This window comes from Rhodopila sp., from assembly GCF_965277165.1.
In the GTDB taxonomy this organism is placed as follows: domain Bacteria; phylum Pseudomonadota; class Alphaproteobacteria; order Acetobacterales; family Acetobacteraceae; genus Rhodopila.
The window spans coordinates 400,912-420,331 of sequence record NZ_CBDICE010000006.1 but is presented as its reverse complement, the minus strand read 5'-3'; the positions used below and the strand labels follow the sequence as shown (position 1 = coordinate 420,331).

The 19,420-nt window shown below is 65.9% G+C and carries 15 protein-coding genes; 8 read left to right on the top strand and 7 right to left on the bottom strand.

What is annotated here, in order from left to right:
• Positions 1-2 precede the first annotated feature (2 nt).
• Positions 3-2,312: a penicillin acylase family protein gene (locus ACQY4Y_RS13555; RefSeq protein ID WP_428491141.1), complete on the bottom strand. Its 2,310-nt coding sequence runs from the start codon at positions 2,310-2,312 to the stop codon at positions 3-5.
• 216 nt (positions 2,313-2,528) lie between these two features.
• Here ACQY4Y_RS13555 and ACQY4Y_RS13550 point away from each other — a divergent pair, with 216 nt between their 5' ends.
• Entirely contained in the window at positions 2,529-3,017 is a 489-nt protein-coding gene (locus ACQY4Y_RS13550) for an Lrp/AsnC family transcriptional regulator (protein WP_428491140.1), read from the top strand.
• A 17-nt stretch (positions 3,018-3,034) separates the two neighbouring features.
• Here ACQY4Y_RS13550 and ACQY4Y_RS13545 read toward each other — a convergent pair whose 3' ends face one another.
• A complete protein-coding gene (locus tag ACQY4Y_RS13545) occupies positions 3,035-5,362 on the bottom strand; it encodes a xanthine dehydrogenase family protein molybdopterin-binding subunit (RefSeq protein WP_428491139.1) in 2,328 nt (775 codons plus the stop codon).
• The gene (locus ACQY4Y_RS13540) at positions 5,319-6,368 is read right to left on the bottom strand and encodes a LysR family transcriptional regulator (protein ID WP_428491138.1); all 1,050 of its coding nucleotides are present in this window, start codon (positions 6,366-6,368) and stop codon (positions 5,319-5,321) included. Before ACQY4Y_RS13540 ends, ACQY4Y_RS13545 begins: the two co-directional genes overlap by 44 nt.
• A gap of 92 nt (positions 6,369-6,460) precedes the next feature.
• Here ACQY4Y_RS13540 and ACQY4Y_RS13535 point away from each other — a divergent pair, with 92 nt between their 5' ends.
• The 5 genes from ACQY4Y_RS13535 to ACQY4Y_RS13515 all read left to right on the top strand — a co-directional run bounded on the left by ACQY4Y_RS13535 (position 6,461) and on the right by ACQY4Y_RS13515 (position 11,330).
• Positions 6,461-7,924 carry a form I ribulose bisphosphate carboxylase large subunit gene (locus ACQY4Y_RS13535; RefSeq protein WP_428491137.1) on the top strand — a complete coding sequence of 488 codons (1,464 nt, stop codon included), beginning with the start codon at positions 6,461-6,463 and terminating at the stop codon, positions 7,922-7,924.
• A gap of 123 nt (positions 7,925-8,047) precedes the next feature.
• Positions 8,048-8,482 carry a ribulose bisphosphate carboxylase small subunit gene (locus ACQY4Y_RS13530; protein WP_428491136.1) on the top strand — a complete coding sequence of 145 codons (435 nt, stop codon included), beginning with the start codon at positions 8,048-8,050 and terminating at the stop codon, positions 8,480-8,482.
• A gap of 22 nt (positions 8,483-8,504) precedes the next feature.
• The gene (gene cbbX, locus ACQY4Y_RS13525) at positions 8,505-9,407 is read left to right on the top strand and encodes a CbbX protein (protein WP_428491135.1); all 903 of its coding nucleotides are present in this window, start codon (positions 8,505-8,507) and stop codon (positions 9,405-9,407) included.
• Between the two features lie 4 nt (positions 9,408-9,411).
• Positions 9,412-10,455 carry a class 1 fructose-bisphosphatase gene (locus tag ACQY4Y_RS13520; RefSeq protein WP_428491134.1) on the top strand — a complete coding sequence of 348 codons (1,044 nt, stop codon included), beginning with the start codon at positions 9,412-9,414 and terminating at the stop codon, positions 10,453-10,455.
• On the top strand, positions 10,455-11,330 hold the full coding sequence (locus ACQY4Y_RS13515) for a phosphoribulokinase (protein WP_428491133.1): 876 nt from the start codon (positions 10,455-10,457) through the stop codon (positions 11,328-11,330). Before ACQY4Y_RS13520 ends, ACQY4Y_RS13515 begins: the two co-directional genes overlap by 1 nt.
• 9 nt (positions 11,331-11,339) lie before the next feature.
• Here ACQY4Y_RS13515 and ACQY4Y_RS13510 read toward each other — a convergent pair whose 3' ends face one another.
• Positions 11,340-12,323, bottom strand: coding sequence for an adenosine kinase (locus tag ACQY4Y_RS13510; RefSeq protein ID WP_428491132.1), 984 nt, complete (start codon positions 12,321-12,323; stop codon positions 11,340-11,342).
• Positions 12,324-12,576: 253 nt separating this feature from the next.
• Between ACQY4Y_RS13510 and ACQY4Y_RS13505 the strand changes: the two genes are divergently transcribed.
• Positions 12,577-12,867, top strand: coding sequence for a YciI family protein (locus tag ACQY4Y_RS13505; RefSeq protein WP_428491131.1), 291 nt, complete (start codon positions 12,577-12,579; stop codon positions 12,865-12,867).
• Between the two features lie 39 nt (positions 12,868-12,906).
• Here the strand turns inward: ACQY4Y_RS13505 and ACQY4Y_RS13500 are convergent, their stop codons facing one another.
• Complete coding sequence (locus tag ACQY4Y_RS13500) at positions 12,907-15,999, bottom strand: EAL domain-containing protein (RefSeq protein WP_428491130.1); 3,093 nt, start codon at positions 15,997-15,999, stop codon at positions 12,907-12,909.
• Between the two features lie 378 nt (positions 16,000-16,377).
• The gene (locus tag ACQY4Y_RS13495) at positions 16,378-17,520 is read right to left on the bottom strand and encodes a TRAP transporter substrate-binding protein (protein WP_428491129.1); all 1,143 of its coding nucleotides are present in this window, start codon (positions 17,518-17,520) and stop codon (positions 16,378-16,380) included.
• Between the two features lie 305 nt (positions 17,521-17,825).
• Between ACQY4Y_RS13495 and ACQY4Y_RS13490 the strand changes: the two genes are divergently transcribed.
• The gene (locus ACQY4Y_RS13490) at positions 17,826-18,665 is read left to right on the top strand and encodes a DMT family transporter (RefSeq protein WP_428493637.1); all 840 of its coding nucleotides are present in this window, start codon (positions 17,826-17,828) and stop codon (positions 18,663-18,665) included.
• Here the strand turns inward: ACQY4Y_RS13490 and ACQY4Y_RS13485 are convergent.
• A complete protein-coding gene (locus tag ACQY4Y_RS13485; RefSeq protein WP_428491128.1) occupies positions 18,618-19,226 on the bottom strand; it encodes an N-acetyltransferase family protein in 609 nt (202 codons plus the stop codon). The two genes, ACQY4Y_RS13490 and ACQY4Y_RS13485, sit on opposite strands and share 48 nt — an antisense overlap.
• Positions 19,227-19,420: the final 194 nt, after the last annotated feature.

The following is a 19,420-nucleotide window of genomic DNA, read 5'->3' as shown; positions in this document are numbered from 1 at the left end:
CCTCATGGGTTCAATCGGACCGTGCCGGAGACGCTGGAGGCTGTCGGCCCGAGGGTGATGGTAGCACCGTCTCGCCAGCGAATGGCAAAATCCCTGGCGTGGGCGCTGAACGGGTTGCCGGACTGACCGGGGGTGATCATGAACAGGCTGCGATCGAGGTCGGCCAAGTCATACACGCCGCGGTAGGCCGCGCCGTGCACGGACTGCAAGGCCGCGTTGGTGCCGCCGCGATCCAGCGTGCTGTCGTCGCCCGGGCTGGGCAGGCTGATGGTGGTGAACGGCCCGAGCAGCGGAATCGCGCGCAGGATGGGGTTGGCGAAGATCGCCTGGTGCGCCACGCCCCAGCGCCACGCGGCGGGATCGTCGCCGAACCGCGCGGCCAGACGCTTGACCGCCGCGACCAGCGAGTCGCGCAGCATCGGCCGGCAATCGCCGCCGCACCAGTGTTCGCCCCCCGGCGCCAGCACCGAGGCGACAAAATCCGTGACCGGCGCGCCGATCCCGTGATCCAGGCCGGCATGGCGCAGCACGGCGGCATGGAACGCGTCGATCCAGGCGTTGAAGATCAGCGGGGCGGGGCTGTCCATCACCGCTGATGCGTCCCAGCCGCGCAGCAGGTCCAGCGCCTTTGCCGCCGTGCCGGTGGTGCCCGGCACCGCAAGCAGCACCGGCAGGACCTGGGCAGCGAAATCGTCGCGGACGTCGGCCTGCATGGCGGCGAAGTCGGCGGCGGTGTGACGGTCCGATTGCTTCAGCAATTCGCGGATCCGCCGGGCGCGCCAATCGCCGAACGTGTCGCGGCCCATGAAGATGGGAAATCCGGGCGGCCAGACCGGTTCGTTGGCGTTCACCAGGCGGCCGCTGGCGGGCGCCGTCTCGTGCGGCAACTGATCGCCCGCGGCCCAGCCGATCCAGTCGTGCGATCCGTCCCCGGGCACCGGAGCGGCCCCGTCGCCGGCCTTGCGGATCGGCACCCGTCCGGTGACGAACAGGCCGATCGTCTTGGCGTCGGCGACCAGCAGGTTTTGCACCGGCGAACTGATCTCCTTCGCCGCCGCCTGCGCCTGGCCCACCGTCGTCGCTCGGTTCAACGCCAGCAGGCCCGAGGCCGCGGTATCATTCGGGGCGAGGTTGCCCATCGCCACCGCCATGATCGGACCGTCGGCGCGATCGAGGTCGCTGATCACCGGGCCGTGGCGGGTCTCGCGCACCGTCAGCACCTGATCGGGGCGGCCACGGACCTTGATGCGTTCCTCCCGCACCGTGAACGGTTGCGGGCCGGTCGGGGTCTGATACTCGTTGGGCCCGGCTGGGGTCTCGATGAAGATGTCCTGCACGTCGGCACCGGTGGTGGTGAAGGTCCAGGCAATCTTGGCGTTATGGCCAAGCACCAGGAACGGCACGCCGGGAGCGGTGGCTCCAGCCAGCACGCGGTTCGGCGTGTCCACCCGCACCAGGTACCAGATGCCGGGGAAGCTGAACGCCAGGTGCGGATCGCCGGCCAGCAAGGGCGCGCCGGTGGCGGTGTGGCGGCCATCGACCGCCCATTCGTTCGATGCGCTTGGCGGCAGGGTGTAGGGGCCTGGAAACTGCGGCAGCACCGCTGCCAGCCGCGACGCCGCGGCGGCGAACCGCTCGGGCAACGTGTTGGCGGCATCCGGCGGCTCCGCGCCGGGCTGGGCCGGCCACAGTTGATCGAGCAGGGCGGCCGGCACCCGCCCGGCCAGGGCCTGACGCGCCAACTCCTGGCGCCAGTTCATCGACAGCCACAGCCCCATGGTCTTGGCCCATAGCAGGCTGTCGGACGGCTGCCAGGGTTCCGGCGCCCCCAGCACCAGAAACTCGGGGGCGGCGAAGCGGCCCTTCAGCCTGATCCAGGCGTTCACGCCCCTGGCGTAGGCATCCAGCATCGCCCGCGTGTCGGGCGGCAGCGCGGCGAGGTCGGCGACCGCGTGCTGGCGCAGCCCCAGCGTGCGCATCATCCGATCGAGCGGCAGGGTTGCCGCCCCGGCGATCTCCGACACCCGCCCCGAGGCGACGCGGCGCATCAGTTCCATCTGGAGCATCCGGTCGCGGGCGTGAACGAAGCCGATCGCGGCGGCGGCGTCGAGCTCCGACCCGGCGTGGATGCGCGGCACCCCGTCGGTGTCGTAGGTGATGTCCACCGGACCGGTCAGGCCGGGGATCGATGCGGTCTGGCGTGCGCCGGGCAGCGTCAGCCACACCGCGCCGACGACCAGCGCGGCGGCCAACAGGACAAGCAGGCCGATCGCTGCCAGCACGCGGGCGATACCTCGAAACAGAGGGTTCATGGCCGCAGGGTGGCGGCATCGGAACGCTGTGGGAAGAGACGAAATCATGACCGCCGCCGGCGGGTTCCAATTTTGCCCGGCCGGGCCGCCGGATGCGGTGAGACGGGACGGCGGAGACCGGGAACGCGATTTTTCGGCTTGCGGGAGGGCCAATACGCAATAAGATTAAAGACTATGCTTGGTCCTGCGCCTGGGAAACGTCTGTTCAAACAATAAATGAAATCATCCCACTCAGAAACCCCGATCACGCTGGACGCGATCGATCGCCGCATCCTTGCCTCGCTGCAGGAAGATGGCCGGATGACCAACGTCGATCTGTCGAAGCGGGCGGGCATCTCGGCGCCGCCCTGCCTGCGCCGAGTGCGGGCGCTGGAAGAGGCTGGCGTCATCCTGGGCTATCATGCCGACACCGACGCGCAGAAGCTGGGCTGGGAAATTACCTTTTTCGCGATCGTCGGGCTGGACAGCCAGAAAGAGACGGTGCTGGCGGCGTTCGAACAACTGGTCGGCGGCTGGACCGAGGTGCGGGAGTGTCACATGATCCGCGGCGGCGGCGATTTTCTGCTGAAGCTGGTGGCGCGCGACACCGCGCACGAGAATCAGTTGACCCAGAAGCTGACCGGATCGCCCACGGTCAGCCGGGTGCAGACGCTGCAGACCATCCGCACCAGCCGTTGCCTGGCGGGGGTGCCATTCGGATCATAGCGCGGCGGAATTTGGCCTTATGACGCCAGCGCCTGCCAGACTTTCGCCGGCGTCAACGGCATCTGCAGACGCTGGCCGGCGTCGGCGTGGCCGGCGCGCACCAGCGCATCGACCACGGCGTTGACCACCGCCGGGGTGGCGCCGATGGTGCCGAGTTCGCCGACCCCCTTTACCCCCAGCGGATTGTTCTTGCACGGGATCGACTGATCCAGCAGGTGGACGAAGCCGCTTGTGCCGATGATGTCCGCCCGCGGCATGAAATAGTCCATCATGGTGGCGGTCATCACCTGCCCCGATTCCGTTTCGTAGCGCATGTGCTCGCCCAGCGCCTGGCCGATGCCCTGTACCGCGCCGCCATCCAACTGGCCGCGCACGATCATCGGGTTGACCACGCGGCCGACATCGTTAACCGAGGCGTACGACACGATCTCGACCGCGCCGGTCTCGGGATCGACCTCGACCTCGGCGATGTGGGCCGCGTTCGGCCAGCTTGGCCCGTTCACCGAGCTGGTCGCATCGACATAGATCCGGTTGTCGGGCTGGCGGGCGGCCAGGTCGAACAGGTCGATGCCGCGGTCGGTGCCGGCGATGCGGAAGCGGCCCTCGGCGTATTCGATATCCACCGAAGCCGCCTCCAACTGGTCGGCGGCCAGCGCGCGGCCGTTCGCCAACGCGGTCTCCGATGCGTGATGGATCGCCGATCCGGCGGTGAACAAGGACCGCGATCCGGCGCTGCCGAAACCCTGGCCGCGGTCGGTATCGCCCATCACCAGCCTGATCCGTTCGATCTCCACCCCGAACACATCGACGACAAGCTGGGCGTAGGAGGTAGCGATCCCCTGCCCCATCGGCATGGTCGAGGCGTAGACCTCGATCTCGCCGTCGCCGCGCACCGCGACGGTGACGCGCTCTTCGAACACGTTGCCGCCGGTCCATTCAAGAAACGATGCCAGGCCGCGGCCGCGCAGCTTGCCGGCCGCGCGCGACGCTGCCTCGCGGGTGGCGAAGTCGTCCCACTTCGCCAATCCAAGCGCCTGGCTGAGGATGGAGCCGAAATTGCCGGAATCGTATTGCTGGCCCATGGCGTTGGTGTAGGGCATCTGCTCCGGCCCGATCAGGTTGCGGCGGCGGATCTCGGCCGGGTCGAGGCCCAGCTTGCGGGCGGCTGCATCGAACAGCCGCTCGATCAGATAGATCGCTTCCGGGCGCCCGGCGCCGCGGTACGCCGCGGTCGGCGCGGTATGGGTCAGCACCGCCTGGAAGTCGAAATCGATGGTGCGGATGTCGTAGATGCTGGTGGACACCCAGGGACCGATCAGCAACTGGATGATGATCCCGGTGGTGCCGGCGTAGGCGCCGACATTGGCCAACGAGCGCACCCGGTAGGCCAGCACCTTGCCCGCTTCGTCCAGCGCCAGTTCGGCGTGGGTCTCAACGTCGCGGCCGTGCGTCGCCGACAGGAAGTCCTCGATCCGCGCGGGCGTCCATCTCACCGGACGGCCGACCTGGCGGGCGGCATGGGCGACGACGATGTCCTCGGGGTAGAGGCCGGTCTTCATGCCGAAACCGCCGCCGACGTCGCCGACCACGACGCGGATCTTCTCCGCCGGCAGGCCCAGCGCGGCGCACAGCGAATCACGCGCGCCGGATGGCATCTGACTGGACAGACGAAATGTCAGACGGTCGTCGTTGGCATCGTAGCTCGCCAGCGCACAGCGCGGTTCCATCGAGGTCGGCGCCAGCCGCTGGTTGACCAGGTCGAGCGCGACGACATGGGCGGCGGTGGCGAATGCGGCATCGGAGGCGGCGGCATCGCCATGTTTCATCTGCGCGGCGATGTTGCCGGTGGCCGCCGGCCAGACCAGCGGCGCGTCACGGGCGGTCGCCTCGGCCAGTTCGGTCACCACCGGGCGTTCGTCATACTCGACAAGCACGGCTTCCAGCGCGTCCTTGACCTGGTCTGCGGTTTCGCCGACCAGCGCGACCACGGCCTCACCCACGAAGCGGACGTATTCGACCGCCAGGGCGGGGCGCAGCGGGCTGGCCCCGGGCGAGCCGTCCGGGCGCTGGAACATCGGCGCCAGCGGCAGCGGCTGCACCCCGGCAGCCGCCAGGTCGGCCCCGGTCAGCACCGCCAGTACGCCCGGCATGGCGCGCGCGGCGGCGACATCGATCGAGGCAATCCGCGCATGGGCGTGCGGCGAGCGCAAGAAACCAAGCTGGGTCAGCCCCGGGGGCGAGAAATCGTCGGTGAAATGGCCGCCACCGGCCAGCAGCCCGGCATCTTCGATGCGGCGCACATCACGGCCGCTGCCGAACCGCCCGATCGTCGATAGGTCGTTCATTCGATCTCTCTGTATTCGTGATGGTATGGACATGGGACCCAGACGGGATGCCCGCAAGGGATGCCTCGGCCGGGGCTGAGAGCGCCGGCTGGGCGCGGACGATGTCCTCGATGATGGCCTGGCCATGGCGCAGCAGAAAGCCGCGCAGCCGAAGCTGCAGCGGCAGCAGCGGCAGGCTGCGCCGCTGCACCACGAACCACGATCGCATCAGCGGAAATCCGTCCACTGCCAGCGGCACCAGCAGGCCCAGCGAAAGCTCCAGGCTGACGGTGTGCTGCGAGATCAGCGCCAGCCCCATGCCGGCGATGACCGCCTGCTTGATCATCTCGTTGCTGGAGGACTCCATCGCGATCCGAGGCAGGAACCCCGCCTTGCGGAAGAAGCCATCGGCCAGCAAACGGGTGCCGGAACCGTCCTCGCGGGTAATAAACCATTCCTGCGTCAGAATCGATGGATCGAGCCGCGATCCTTCGGCCAATGGATGCGAAGGCGGTGCGACGATCACCGAGGGGTGCGGCGCGAAGCGGGCGGCGATCACATCGGCACCCTCGGGCGGCTGGCCCATGATGGCGAGTTCGACCTCGCCGCCGGTCAACATGGCGAGCACGTCGCTGCGGTTGCCCTCGCGCAGCGACACCCGCACCTCCGGGGCGCCGGCACGAAACCGGGCGATCATGTGCGGCACGATGTATTTCCCGGTGGAGACCAGACCGAGCCGGATCCGGCCGCCGCTGACGCCGTTCAGCGCGGTCATCGCCTCGTCGGCATCGTGCAGCGAGCGCAGCACCATGCGGGCGTAGCCCAGCAGCACCTGGCCGGGTTCGGTGAGCTGGACGCGCTTGCCGATGCGCTCGAACAGGGCGAACCCGCTCTGGCTCTCGATCCGCTTGATCTGGAACGACACCGCCGATGGCGTCAGGTGCAGCCGTTCGGCGACCCTGGCCAGCGACAGGCTGTCGGCGGTGGCGACGAAGATCTGCAACTGCCGGACGGTGACGTTGCGCATGAGGGATCCCTTATGATTACCGCAAATTTATTTTGCTTTTCCTTCACTGTCCACCGGGCCACCTATGGACGATTGGTAAGGGGAGTGAACCATTGGACAGTCCAGTCGACACCAAGATCACCGACATGAAGCAACGCTACACGTCGGGCGTGCTGAAATATCGCCAGATGGGTTACTGGGAGCCGGACTATGAGCCGAAGGACACCGACATCCTGGCGGTGTTCCGCATCACTCCGCAGGACGGCGTCGATCCCGAGGAGGCGGCCGCGGCGGTGGCCGGCGAGTCGTCCACCGCGACCTGGACCGTGGTGTGGACCGACCGGCTGACGGACAGCGAGTATTACCGAGCCAAGGCCTATCGGGTGGATCAGGTTCCGGGCAATCCGGAGCAGTATTTCGCCTATATCGCCTACGACCTCGATTTGTTCGAGGAAGGCTCGATCGCCAACCTGACCGCCTCGATCATCGGCAACGTGTTCGGCTTCAAGGCGCTGAAGGCGTTGCGGCTGGAGGACATGCGGATCTCACCGCATTACCTGAAGACGTTCCAGGGGCCGGCGACCGGCATCGTCGCCGAACGCGAGCGGCTGAACATCTACGGCCGCCCGCTGCTGGGGGCGACGATGAAGCCCAAGCTGGGGCTGTCGGGGCGGAACTATGGGCGGGTGGTGTACGAGGCGCTGAAGGGCGGACTGGATTTCACCAAGGACGACGAGAACATCAACTCGCAGCCGTTCATGCATTGGCGCGATCGCTACCTCTATTGCATGGAGGGGGTGAACAAGGCGATGGCGGAGAGCGGGGAGGTCAAGGGCACCTACCTGAACGTCACCGCCGCGACGATGGAAGACATGTATGAACGCGCCGAGTTCGCGCGCGACCTGGGCAGCGTGATCGTGATGATCGACCTGGTGATCGGCTACACCGCGATCCAGTCGATGGCGAAATGGTGCCGCAAGAACGACATGATCCTGCATCTGCACCGCGCCGGGCATGGCACCTACACGCGGCAAAAGAGCCACGGGGTGTCGTTTCGGGTGATCGCCAAGTGGATGCGGATGGCGGGGGTGGATCACATCCACGCCGGCACGGTGGTGGGCAAGCTGGAAGGTGATCCGAACGTGGTCGCGGGCATCTATGATACCTGCCGGGAGATCCATGTGCCGGCCGATCCCAGGCACGGGATTTTCTTCGACCAGCCCTGGGCCAGCCTGAAGAAGATGATGCCGGTGGCGTCGGGGGGGATCCACGCCGGTCAGATGCACCAGTTGCTGCACTATCTGAAGGACGACGTGATCCTGCAGTTCGGCGGCGGCACCATCGGTCATCCGCAGGGCATCCAGGCCGGTGCGCAGGCCAACCGGGTGGCGCTGGAAAGCATTGTCAAGGCGCGCAACGAAGGTCGCGACATCTGGAACGAGGGGCCGGAGATCCTGACCCAGGCGGCGCGCTGGTGCCAGCCGCTACGTGCCGCGCTGGATACCTGGAAGGATGTGACGTTCGACTTTGCCTCGACCGATACGGTCGATGTGGTGGCGACGCCCACGCCGGCCTAGCAAATCGGCCGCGGAAAGCGCCTGGCGCGGGGCGTCCGCGAACCGCTGCGCGAACCGGCTATCCGACCCAAAACCGACCTGCCGCGCTGCGTCCGATGCGCGACACCACAAGGGAGACAGGCGATGAAGATCACGCAAGGGCAATTTTCGTTTCTGCCCGACCTGACCGACGAGGAGATCGGCAAGCAGATCGAGTATGCGCTGGACAATGGCTGGGCGCTGGCGGTGGAGCACACCGACGATCCGCATCCACGCAACGCTTACTGGACGATGTGGGGGCTGCCGATGTTCGACCTGAAGGACCCGGCCGGTGTGCTGATGGAAGTCAATGCCTGCCGCCGGGAGCACCCGGATGATTACGTCAAGGTGCTGGCGTTCGACAACAGGAAGGGCCACGAGACCATCCGCATGTTCTTCATGGTTCAGCGCCCCGAGTATGAACCGGGGTTCGAGGTGGTGCGGGCGGCGGGCCGCGGGCGGACTGTCAACTACACGCTGCGCAGCTACGCCACCGAACGGCCGCCGGGCCGGCGCTATCGCCGCGGCGCCGAACAGTGAGGCGGCGACGGGGAATCAAGTCATGAATACCACCGTCGCATTCACCGAGGATCGTATCGACCTGGGTGACCTCTACGACCAATCCAACATCGCCGAGGTGCTGGCGCTGCTGGACAGCGACCTTGTCGGGCTGGTGCCGGTGAAGACCCGGATCCGCGAGATCGCGGCGCTGCTGCTGGTCGAGGCGGCACGGCGCGGCATGGGCATCCAGGCCGACCCGCCGTCGCTGCATATGTCGTTCACCGGCAATCCCGGCACCGGCAAGACCACGGTGGCGAAGCGGATGGCCGACGTGCTGCACCGGCTGAAGTATATCCGCCGCAACCACGTGGTGACGGTGACGCGCGACGACCTGGTCGGTCAGTTCATCGGTCATACCGCGCCGAAGACAAAGGAAATCCTGAAGAAGTCGATGGGCGGCGTGTTGTTCATCGACGAAGCATACTATCTGTACCGGCCGGAGAACGAGCGCGACTACGGGCAGGAGGCGGTGGAGATCCTGCTGCAGATGATGGAGGATCATCGCGACGACCTGGTCGTCATCCTGGCCGGCTACAAGGACCGGATGGACACCTTCTTCCGCAGCAATCCGGGGATGGCCTCGCGAATCGCACATCACATCGACTTCCCGGATTATTCCGCCGAAGAACTGTTCCAAATCGCCCAGATCATGGCCGGTACGATGCATTATCGTTTCGATACCGATGGGGCGGCGGCACTGCGGGAATATATCGCATTGCGGATGCGCCAGCCGCGATTCAGCAACGCGAGATCGATTCGTAATGCAATCGATCGCTCGCGGCTGCGGATGGCCAACCGTCTCTTCGCCGAACGTGGCCGCGCACTGGACCGCTCGGCGTTGGAGACCATCACCGCCGACGATGTCCGCGCCAGCCGGGTGTTCACTGAGAAGCTGGAGGCATAGCGCGATGCCGTACAGCCGCACCACGCTGTCCAAATTCATCATCGAGGATCAGCGCCGGTCCGGCGCGACGCAGCCGGACCTGTCCTCGCTGCTGAACGACATCCAGACCGCCTGCAAACTGATCTCGCTCGCCGTGTCACGCGGCGTGCTGGACAAATCGGCGGCCGGCGGGTCCGGGGGGTCCAGGCTCGACGGCATCGCCGATGCGATCATGCGGGAAACCTGTGAATGGGGCGGCCAGTTGCGCGGCATGGCCTCACGGCGGCAGTACGAGCCGTACAAGATCCCGCCGCCGTATCCGCGCGGACGCTGCCTGCTGGTGTTCGATCCGCTGGAAGGGGCGGACAATATCGACGTCAACGTCCCGGTGGGCACGCTGTTTTCGGTGCTGCGCTGCCCCGATGGCGTGGCCGAACCGGCGACCGCCGATTTTCTCCAGCCGGGCACCGAACAGGTCGCCGCCGGCTACGCGATCTACGGTCCGGTGGCGATGATCGTGCTGACGCTGGGGGCCGGGGTGCACGGGTTCACCCTGGATCGCGACATCGGCGCCTACACGCTGACCCATCCCGATATGCAGATCCCGGCGGCGACGCACGAATGCGCCATCAATAGCGCGAATCAGCGGCTCTGGCCGGCGCCGGTGCGGCGTTATGTCGAGGAGTGCATCGAGGGCAGTGCCGGGCCGCGCGGCGAGGACTTCTCGCTTCGCTGGATCGCCTGTTCGGTGTCCGAGGTGCATCGTATCCTGTTGCGCGGCGGGTTGCTGATCGATCCACCCGGAGAGTCGGACGGGCTGCGGCTGCTGCACGTGGCCAATCCGATGGCGATGCTGGTGGACCAGGCCGGCGGAGCGGCGTCCACCGGGCACGAACCTATCCTCGGCATCCAGCCGAAGGCGATGGATCAGATGATCCCGGTGATCCTCGGATCGCGCGACGAGGTCGAGCGGCTGATTGCCTATCACGTCGAACACGAGCGCGGCGAGGAACCGGCGTTCACCACGCCGTTGTTCAACGTGCGATCGCTGTTCACGAGAGCCGGCTGATGTCACGCAAGCACCCGATCGTTTCGATCACCGGGTCATCGGGCGCCGGGACAACGACGGTTACCACGACGTTCGCGCAGATCTTTCGCCGCGAGGGCATCAACGCCAGCATCGTCGAGGGCGACGCGTTCCACCGTTACAACCGCGTCGAAATGCGCAACTTCATGAAAACGGCCAGCGAGCACGGCAATCATCACGTAAGCCATTTTGGACCAGAATCGAATTTATTCGAGGAGCTGGAGGCGCTGTTTCGCAGCTATGGCGAAACCGGCACCGGCAAGACCAGGAAATACCTGCACAACGACAAGGAGGCAGCCCCCTACGCGCAAGACCCGGGCACGTTCACCGATTGGGAAGACGTCCCCGAGGGCACCGATATGCTGTTTTACGAAGGCCTGCACGGCGGCGTGGTGCATGGCGACGTCAACATCGCCCGCCATGCCGACCTGCTGGTTGGCGTGGTGCCGATCATCAACCTGGAGTGGATCCAGAAGCTGCACCGCGACAAGCAGGCCCGCGGCTACACGCAGGAAGCCGTGGTCGATACCATTCTGCGCCGGATGCCGGACTATGTGAACTACATCTGCCCGCAATTCGCCGAAACCCATGTGAACTTTCAGCGGGTTCCCACGGTGGACACGTCCAATCCGTTCATCGCCCGCGACGTGCCCAGCGCGGATGAAAGCATGCTGGTGATCCGGTTCCGCAATCCGAAGGGGATCGACATGCCGTATCTGCTGTCGATGCTGCACGACAGCTACATGTCGCGGGCCAACACCATCGTTTGCCCGGGCGGCAAGATGCCGCTGGCGATGCAGTTGATCTTCACGCCGATGATCCTGCAGTTGATGGACCGCAAGAAGCGCCACGGGTAACGCGGACCGTTACGACGCAGCGACCCGTTTCCTCAGGTCGGTGTGCGGCCGAGCGCCGTAGTGGCTGATGATCTCGGCGGCGGCGATGCTGGCGATGCGGCCACAGCGGGCGAGGGTCTCGCCGGCGGTCAATCCGGCGAGGAAGCCTGCGGCATAGGCGTCTCCGGCGCCGGTACTATCGACCAGGCTGGTGGGTTCGACGGCGATCGGCAGGGTTTCGTGTCCTTGCAGGATCAGGCTGCCGGCCTCGCCGCGGGTCAGCGCCACCAGCGCCGCATCGGCTCGGGCGGCTTCGGCGGCTTGCTCGAAGCTGTTGCGCTGATACAGCGCGGTGATTTCTGTTTCATTGGCGAACAGAATGTCCACGTGGTTGGCAACCAGGTCGAGAAACGCCTCGCGGTGGCGATTGACGCAGAACGCATCGGACAGCGACAGCGCGACCTTGCGGCCGGCGGCGTGCGCGGCGGCGGCCGCCTTGCGGAACGCGGCCTGGGCGGCGGGGGGATCGAACAGGTAGCCCTCCAGGTAGGTCACGGCGGAGGCGCCGACCAGGGCGGGATCGACATCGGCCTCGGTCAGGCTGACGCAGGCACCAAGGAACGTGTTCATGGTGCGCTGCCCATCCGGCGTGACCAGGATCAGGCATTGCGCGGTGGGGGCGCCGTCCGATAACGGGCGCGTCGGAAAGTGGACGCCGATAGCATTGATGTCGTGGCGGAACACCCCACCGAGCTTGTCATCGGCGACCTTGCCGATATAGGCGACGCGCGACCCGAGGCCGGCGGCGACGGCGCAGGTGTTGGCGGCCGACCCGCCGCTGCTTTCCTGCCCCGGCGGCATGGCGGCGTAGATCGCATCGGCGGTGGCGGCATCGATCAACGCCATCGCGCCCTTGTGCATGTCGTGGCGCGACAGGAAGCTTTCCTCGGCGCTGGCCACGACATCGACGATGGCGTTGCCGATGCCGAGGATGTCGTAGGTGGGTTCTGTCATCGTGTTCCTTTCGGCGGTGCGCCCTGACGGCGGCTTGGTTGATCTCGACGCCCCTGCCAGGGCGGTCAGATCCTCGTTCTCCACCAATGGCCGGTTGATGAAAAGCTCACCGCGCTGGCGGCGACGCGCTTTGCCCCACCAGAGCGGAACGTTGTTGTTTTTTCATGATATCGTGGTAAATACGTTGCAGCCTTGTAACCCACCGCCAGCGCTGTCTCGCCTGGCGGAAACCCGATCCTTGTCGGAGATTTTCATGCTATTCGCCCTCACCCGTCACGACCGGCCCGGCAGCCTGGCGCTGCGGCTCTCGGAACGACCGATCCACCTGAAATACCTGGAGACGGTGCTGGGCAAGATCGTCTATGGCGGCGCGCTGCTGGGCGATGACGGCAAGCAGCTGGGTTCGATCCTGATCATCGACGTGGCCGATGAAGCCGCAGCGACCGCATTCGCCGATGCCGACCCCTATGTTGCCGCCGGTCTGTTCGCCAGCACGGTGATCCGGGCGTTTCGCCCGGTGTTCAAGGACGGCGCCTGGCTGTAGCGCACTGTCCGGCGCCACGACCGCTCCGGCGAACCACGGTCAGACCGCTATCCCCTGGGTCATCGGCTGCTCGAAATACTCGATGATCTCGCGCAGCGGCCGCGGCACGCTGAACAGATAGCCTTGCGCCTCGCTGCAGCCGGCGGCGCGGACGTGGTGCAGTTGGTCGGCCGTCTCGATGCCTTCCGCGGTCGTGACGATGTTCAACTTGTTGGCCAGATCGACGATCGAGCCAACGATCGCGGCGCAATCGGGCCGGGTGACCATCTCGCGCACGAACGACTGGTCGATCTTGATCTTGTCGAACGGGAAGCTGCGCAGATAGCTCAGCGACGAGTAGCCGGTGCCGAAATCGTCCAGCGCGATGCGCACGCCCAGGGCGTGCAACTGGAACAGCAATGACCGGTTGTTGTCGTTGTTCTTCAACAGTGTCGTTTCGGTGATCTCGAGTTCCAGCCGGCTCGCCGGCAGGCCGGCCGATTGCAGCGCCGCCGTCACCACGCCGACGATGTCGCCGCTGTCGAACTGGGCCGCCGACAGGTTCACCGCCACCCTGGTGTGGGCGGGAAATTGCATCGCATCGGCGCAGGCCTTGTTGACCACCCATGCGCCGATCGATCGGATCAGCCCGCTTTCCTCGGCGATCGGAATGAACTGGGCGGGGGAAATCAAGCCTCGCCAGGCATGATTCCAGCGCAACAAGGCCTCGAAGCCGGCGATGCGATCGTTGCTCAGGTCCCAAAGCGGTTGATAAAGCAGCTCCAGCTCCTGGCGTTCCAAGGCTTGGGCCAGATCCTCCTCAAGCGCCAGCCGGACCAGTAATTGCCGTTCCATGTCCGGCTCGAACAGGCTCAACACACCGCGTCCCTTGGCCTTCGCCTGGTACAGCGCCATGTCGGCGTTCTTCAGCAGGGTATCGGCATCGGCGTGACAGTCGGTGGCGACGGAAATGCCGATACTGGTGCCGACGGTGACGGTGTGCCCGGCCAGGTGATACGGTTCACTGAGCGAATTGATGATGCGTCTGCCGAGTTGTTCGGCGGCCTCCGGCACGTCGTCGGCCATATAGGCAACGGCGAATTCATCCCCGCCCAGACGGGCGACGACGTCGCAGCTTCGCACGCAGCGCAGCAGCCGCCGGCCGGCCGCCTCCAGCAGAGCGTCGCCCACCGGATGACCCAGCGTGTCATTGACGTGCTTGAAGCGGTCCAGATCGAGATACAGCAGCGCCAATCCCATCTGCCGACGGGTCAGCGAACCGATCATTTCGTCCAGCCTGACGCGGAACAGCACCCGATTGGGCAGCTTGGTCAGCGCGTCATGGTGCGCGGCAAACCTGATATTCTCCTCCGCTCGGCGCTGTTCGGACACGTCCTCATAGGTGGCGACCCAGCCGCCGCCCGGGATTGGTTGCTGCGACACCGCGACGGATTGGCCGTCGCCGCCGGTGACGACGAAGGTGCCGGACTGCACCGCGTCGGTCAGGTGACGGTGCTTGATGGAGAGTTCATCGACCATCCTCGCCGGCAGCCCGCCGATGGCCTTCAGCCGCTCGAACAGGTCGCCGATCGGCAGACCCGGTGTCAGGGCGGACGCATCGACCCCGAACAGTGTCAGGAAGCGGCTGTTGTTGACGATCAACTGGTGGTCGCCATCGGTCATCAGCAGGCCCTGCGACATGTTGTTCAGGGCCGCGTTGAACAGCACGTTCTGGACCTGCAACGCACGGTCGCCGTCGCGCAGCGCGGCGTTCTGCAACTGGACCTCTTCCATCGCCTGGCGAGCCCGCTCGTTGGCGGCTTCCAAATTGGCCAGCGCCTGCTTCAGATCGGTGATGTCGGTACGAATGCCGACGCGACCACCACCCGGTATCTTGCGTTCGGTGACCAGCACCCAACGCCCGTTCGGCAGCCTTCGCTCCATCGGCCCGGCATTGTTCATGTGCCATTGCACGGTGGTGCTGATAAAGCCTTCGACGTCGTCTTCGGCCTCGGGATACTGGCCGAGCTGGGCGCCGTTGCGGATGATATCCTCGAACCGTTCGCCAGGGCGGATGAACCCGGCGCTGATCTTGTAAAACTCGCGATATTGCTGGTTGCACAGGATCAGCCGGCTGTCGCTGTCCCACATGACGAAACCGTCCGACATCGACTCGATGGCACCCTCGAGCACGGCGCGCGCTTTGCTGCGTTCGCGGTCCGCGCGATCGCGCTCACGGCGCGCCGCCATCAGCGTCAGGGCCAGCGCCGACAGCAGTATAACCGCCACCGCCACCACGCCGATCAAGCGGTCCCGATCCCGTCGCCAGTCGGCTGTCGCGGTATCCAGATCGAGCGTCAAGGCAATCATCAGGTCGGGGTAGAGGCTGGCCCGCGAGATGCCCAGCGTGGGGGCCTCGGTAAGCTTTCTCGGCACCATGAACGGCCGCTCGTCCGGCGCGATCGGACTGAGCGCGTCGCGTCGCCGCTTACCGATCGCAACCTCGTCGTAGGGCCGGCTGATCACCAGTCGCCCATCGTGACGTTCCAGCGCAATGCGCAGCCCGGGGACTTCGGCAACCGCTGAAAACAGCACCGTCACCAAGGACAGCGGAACCTCCGCCACCGCGTTCAGCACGCCGACGCCGGGCAGCGCCAGCGGGCGTACCAGCAGCACGTCCCAGTCACCGGTGACCGGGTTGCGAACCGGGCCGGCAAGCGCCGCCGGATCGCCCGGCGCAGCGGTCAGGTAGGGCAGCAGATCGGCCGGCAGTCTGCCATTCCAGGGATTGGGTCGCGCCGATGCCCAGATCTGGCCGTCGCGGCGCACCAGCAAAATATCCCTGAAGTCGAAGGTCTGGTAATTGAATGCGCGCAGGATACGGCTGGCGGACGCGGGATCGAGCTTCTGTCCGTCCTGCGCCGCTGTCGCGAACAGTTCCGGCAGGTTCACCAAGGCGCCGTCAACCTGCAGCAATTGGCGGTTCACCACGCGCTCAACCATCAACGCGGCGTTCTGCAGCGTTACATTGGCGGCATGCAAGCTGGTCTCTCGGGTGCGTTCCAACAAGAACCAGCAGCCGCCGATCAGGGTGGACAGCACCAGCCCGATGCAGCCGGCAATGCCGATCGCGAGCAGGCGATGACGGTTCATCCGGCTACCGCGCACCACGCCGAGGCGTGTGGGGTCGGCCCAACCCGTAAGCCCCGCCGGCACTGATCCAAGCGAGCGATTCGGCTGCGCGACGGCATCGGCTAAGCACCCTTGCAGTCGCTGGAAGCCGTGGCCGGGCACGCTGAAGCCCCGATCATGCAGGCAGCCGCCCGCGGCTTCAAAACCCCGTCCTGAATTGCGAAGTCGCTAACCAACTTGCGTGGCCCTACTGATCTCATCGGTAAATGTGCAGAGCTAAATGCTAATAAATCGTGAAGGGCCGAGGATCGCGGCCAAAAATGCCTATAATGTTACCGTGGCTGGCGCCCGCGCGATGGCGGCAATCCTCGCCGGGGCCGGCGATTTTCCGACCTTGGGTCACTCGGGCTTCGGCATCGCCCCCCCGGCCCGTTGCTCAGGAACAGACGCCGCCTGGATTGGCGCGACGCGAATTCGCAACGGACCCGCCAGCGTATCGTTCCAGGCGGTGACGCAGTTGTCGCCGCAGCGGCGGATCCATTGCGGCAGGATCGTTTGCGTCAACAAACGCCTGCGCAAGGTCTCATCGGCGGCGGTGATCGGCACCAGCGTCATATGATATTCCTCGCCGTCGCCGCATGCGTCCGAGCCGATCTCACAGGCGAGTCCCTTGGCGGTTTCCTGATCCGCCGCGTTCCAGATCGACTGCTCCAGCGAATGGATGCCGTCACGCAACTCGCCGCGGATATCGGGCGGCAATCGTTCCCACGCCAGTTTGTTGGCGCCGAAGAAGGACAGCCCCCAACTGATCGCCAAGGGTGAGATGTATGACGTCACTTTCGGCAGCCCGATTTCGCCACCGCTCATGGTGCCGGTGATCGCGCAGTCCACCGTTCCGGTCTTGACCGATCTTACGATGTCGGAAAACGGGATCACGGTTGGAATCGCACCGAGCGCCGACATCATCTCGGACTGACCCACCGATGAAGTGCGGACCTTGAGCCCGGCCAGGTCCTTCAGGCTGTGAAACCGCGGCGCGCAATAGAGCACCTGGGCCGGGTAGGCATAAATCCCAAGCAATTCAACGCCATATTTCTGCAGCAGAAGCTGGTGCAGATGGTCGCGATACAGTTCCACCGTCCTGCGCAGCGACGCGAAATCAGGGTTCAGGGTGGGAAGATCGACCGCGTTCAGTTCCGGTTCGTCGCCCGAGACCAACGCCAGCAGCGCGGTGCCGAACGGCACCACGCCAAGACGCATAAGCTGCAACATTTCCTGCCCCGGCAGGCCGCTGCCGTCGAACGGGTGGATCTCGGCGCGGACTCGGCCATTGGTCAATTGCGGGACCCGTTGCGTCCAGAACGGCTGTTCCAGCTTCGTGTACTGGCTGACGCCGGCCAGACCGCCGACGATTTTCAACTGAATCGGCCCGTCCGCCGCCCGCGCGTGAACCGCGATCGACAGGCTGACCAGCAACCCCAGGCGGCAGGATAGCCGGACGATAGAGCACGGTGACGATGCAAGCTTAGTCGAAAGGCGCATGGACGATGGGACCCCGGGCCGCTGGTTTCTTCGCTGTGCTAAACACGTTATCGCAACGTGATCCCGACTTCCAATGGTTTGTCGTGCCGCCAATCGTCGGCGCTCGCGGCAAATCACGTCTGAGGAACAACCGTGGGTTGCGACTTCGCAATATCGCTGGTAGCATTACGCATCGGCATCAAGGAGCCGTCATGTCGGCGATCCAGATCGAACAGCCAGGCAGCAACGGATCGTCATCCGATCGATCGGCACGGGATCGATCGGCGCCGGGTGAATCGCGAAATCGGCTCGTTGGCTTGACTTTCGTGGTGATGACCGCGCTGGGCTGGGGTCTCAACTGGCCGGCGACCAAGTTCCTGGTGAGAACCTGCCCGCCGCTGTCGGCGCGCGCCATCTCCGGCCTGGCCGCGGCCTGCGTGCTGTTCGGGCTCGCCCTGCTGCGTGGCGAGAGACTTACGGTGCCCGCCAGGCTGTGGGGGCGGCTTTCGCTCGCCTCGGTGCTGAACGTCAGCGCCTGGATGGGCCTGACCAGCGCGTCCCTGCTGTGGCTGGCCGCGGGTCAGGCCGCGACATTGGCCTATACGATGCCGGTCTGGGCGGCGCTGCTGGCCTGGCCGATCCTGAGCGACCGGCCCGGGTTGCGCCAGATCGTGGCGATTCTGCTGGGCATCGGCGGGATCGCCATCCAGGTCGGGGTCACCGGCCTTTACCTCGACGAGACCCGGCTGCCGGGCGTCGCGCTGGCGCTGTCCGGAGCGGTGCTGTTCGCGCTGGGCACGGTTGTGTCCAAGCGGATGCCGATCCCGCTGCCGCGGCTGGCATTGACCGCCTGGCAGGTGTTGCTGGGTTCGATACCGCTGCTTGGCGCCGGCCTGTGGTTCGAACATCCGCGGTTCCACACCCTGCCGCTGATCGCATGGCTGTCGCTGGCCTACACCGCGCTGGTCTCGATGGGGCTGTGCTACGTGCTGTGGTTCGCCGCGGTTCGCCGGCTTCGGGCTTCACAGGCCGCGATCGGCACCTTGCTCACGCCGATCATCGGAGTCACCGCGTCATCGCTCACGCTCGGCGACCCGCTGACCCTGGGTCAGGCCGCGTCACTCGCGCTGGTGGCGGCAGGCATCGTGCTTGCGGTCAAGGACTGACCCGTCGGGGGCGGTGATGCCGTCGCGCAGCCATTCGGTCTTGCCGTTCAGGTCTTCCAGCGCAAGCCGGTAGTAGGTCCGCGCCAGTACCCGCGCGCCGCAGGATTCATACATTTGCCGAGCTGCCGCGTTGCCGGTCTCGGTGGTCCAGTCAAGGGCGGAGAATGTCTGCGAATAGGTCAGCCGAGCCGCCGCCTTCACCAGCGCCTGTCCCACGCCCAATCGGCGCATCGACTGCCTGACATAAAGATCGCGAATGTACAGTGCGCGACTCAGTTCGAAGGCCGGGAACGTCACATTCAACACAATGGACCCGGCGATCGCCCCCGCGACTTCGGCCAGCAGCACCCTGGGGTCGAAGGTGGCGCGAACCGGTTGGCAGGCCAGCGTCGCCGCCTCGATCGCCTGCTGATGCGACACCGGGCGGCGGTAATGGCGTTGCATCTCGGCGAACAGATCCGCCAGGGCGCGAATGTCGGACCCGGTGGGCGCTCGCACCGCGATCTCGGGCAGATCGGTCGCCAGATCGGCGACGGTTTCCCCCGGCAGCGAGTCCATCATGCGCCAGTCCCAGGGTGCCGTGGCAGGCGGATCGGGCCGCCGATCGCGGGCTTCGTCGGGATGGCGAAACAGACGGGGCTCATGCTGCGGACCTTTGATATCACGGCGCGATCTTGATTGTTGTCGACAGTCTGGCACCGGGAACATAACAACAAGTTAACGGTAAAGCCAGTGTTATCGTGCCCAAGCGCGTC

Bases quoted from the DNA above. Each gene is read 5' to 3' on its own strand.
- ACQY4Y_RS13555 (WP_428491141.1), bottom strand. From the start codon at position 2,312: ATGAACCCTCTGTTTCGAGGTATCGCCCGCGTGCTGGCAGCGATCGGC.
- ACQY4Y_RS13550 (WP_428491140.1), top strand. From the start codon at position 2,529: ATGAAATCATCCCACTCAGAAACCCCGATCACGCTGGACGCGATCGAT.
- ACQY4Y_RS13545 (WP_428491139.1), bottom strand. From the start codon at position 5,362: ATGAACGACCTATCGACGATCGGGCGGTTCGGCAGCGGCCGTGATGTG.
- ACQY4Y_RS13540 (WP_428491138.1), bottom strand. From the start codon at position 6,368: ATGCGCAACGTCACCGTCCGGCAGTTGCAGATCTTCGTCGCCACCGCC.
- ACQY4Y_RS13530 (WP_428491136.1), top strand. From the start codon at position 8,048: ATGAAGATCACGCAAGGGCAATTTTCGTTTCTGCCCGACCTGACCGAC.
- cbbX (WP_428491135.1), top strand. From the start codon at position 8,505: ATGAATACCACCGTCGCATTCACCGAGGATCGTATCGACCTGGGTGAC.
- ACQY4Y_RS13520 (WP_428491134.1), top strand. From the start codon at position 9,412: ATGCCGTACAGCCGCACCACGCTGTCCAAATTCATCATCGAGGATCAG.
- ACQY4Y_RS13515 (WP_428491133.1), top strand. From the start codon at position 10,455: ATGTCACGCAAGCACCCGATCGTTTCGATCACCGGGTCATCGGGCGCC.
- ACQY4Y_RS13510 (WP_428491132.1), bottom strand. From the start codon at position 12,323: ATGACAGAACCCACCTACGACATCCTCGGCATCGGCAACGCCATCGTC.
- ACQY4Y_RS13505 (WP_428491131.1), top strand. From the start codon at position 12,577: ATGCTATTCGCCCTCACCCGTCACGACCGGCCCGGCAGCCTGGCGCTG.
- ACQY4Y_RS13500 (WP_428491130.1), bottom strand. From the start codon at position 15,999: ATGAACCGTCATCGCCTGCTCGCGATCGGCATTGCCGGCTGCATCGGG.
- ACQY4Y_RS13495 (WP_428491129.1), bottom strand. From the start codon at position 17,520: ATGCGCCTTTCGACTAAGCTTGCATCGTCACCGTGCTCTATCGTCCGG.
- ACQY4Y_RS13485 (WP_428491128.1), bottom strand. From the start codon at position 19,226: ATGATGGACTCGCTGCCGGGGGAAACCGTCGCCGATCTGGCGACCGAT.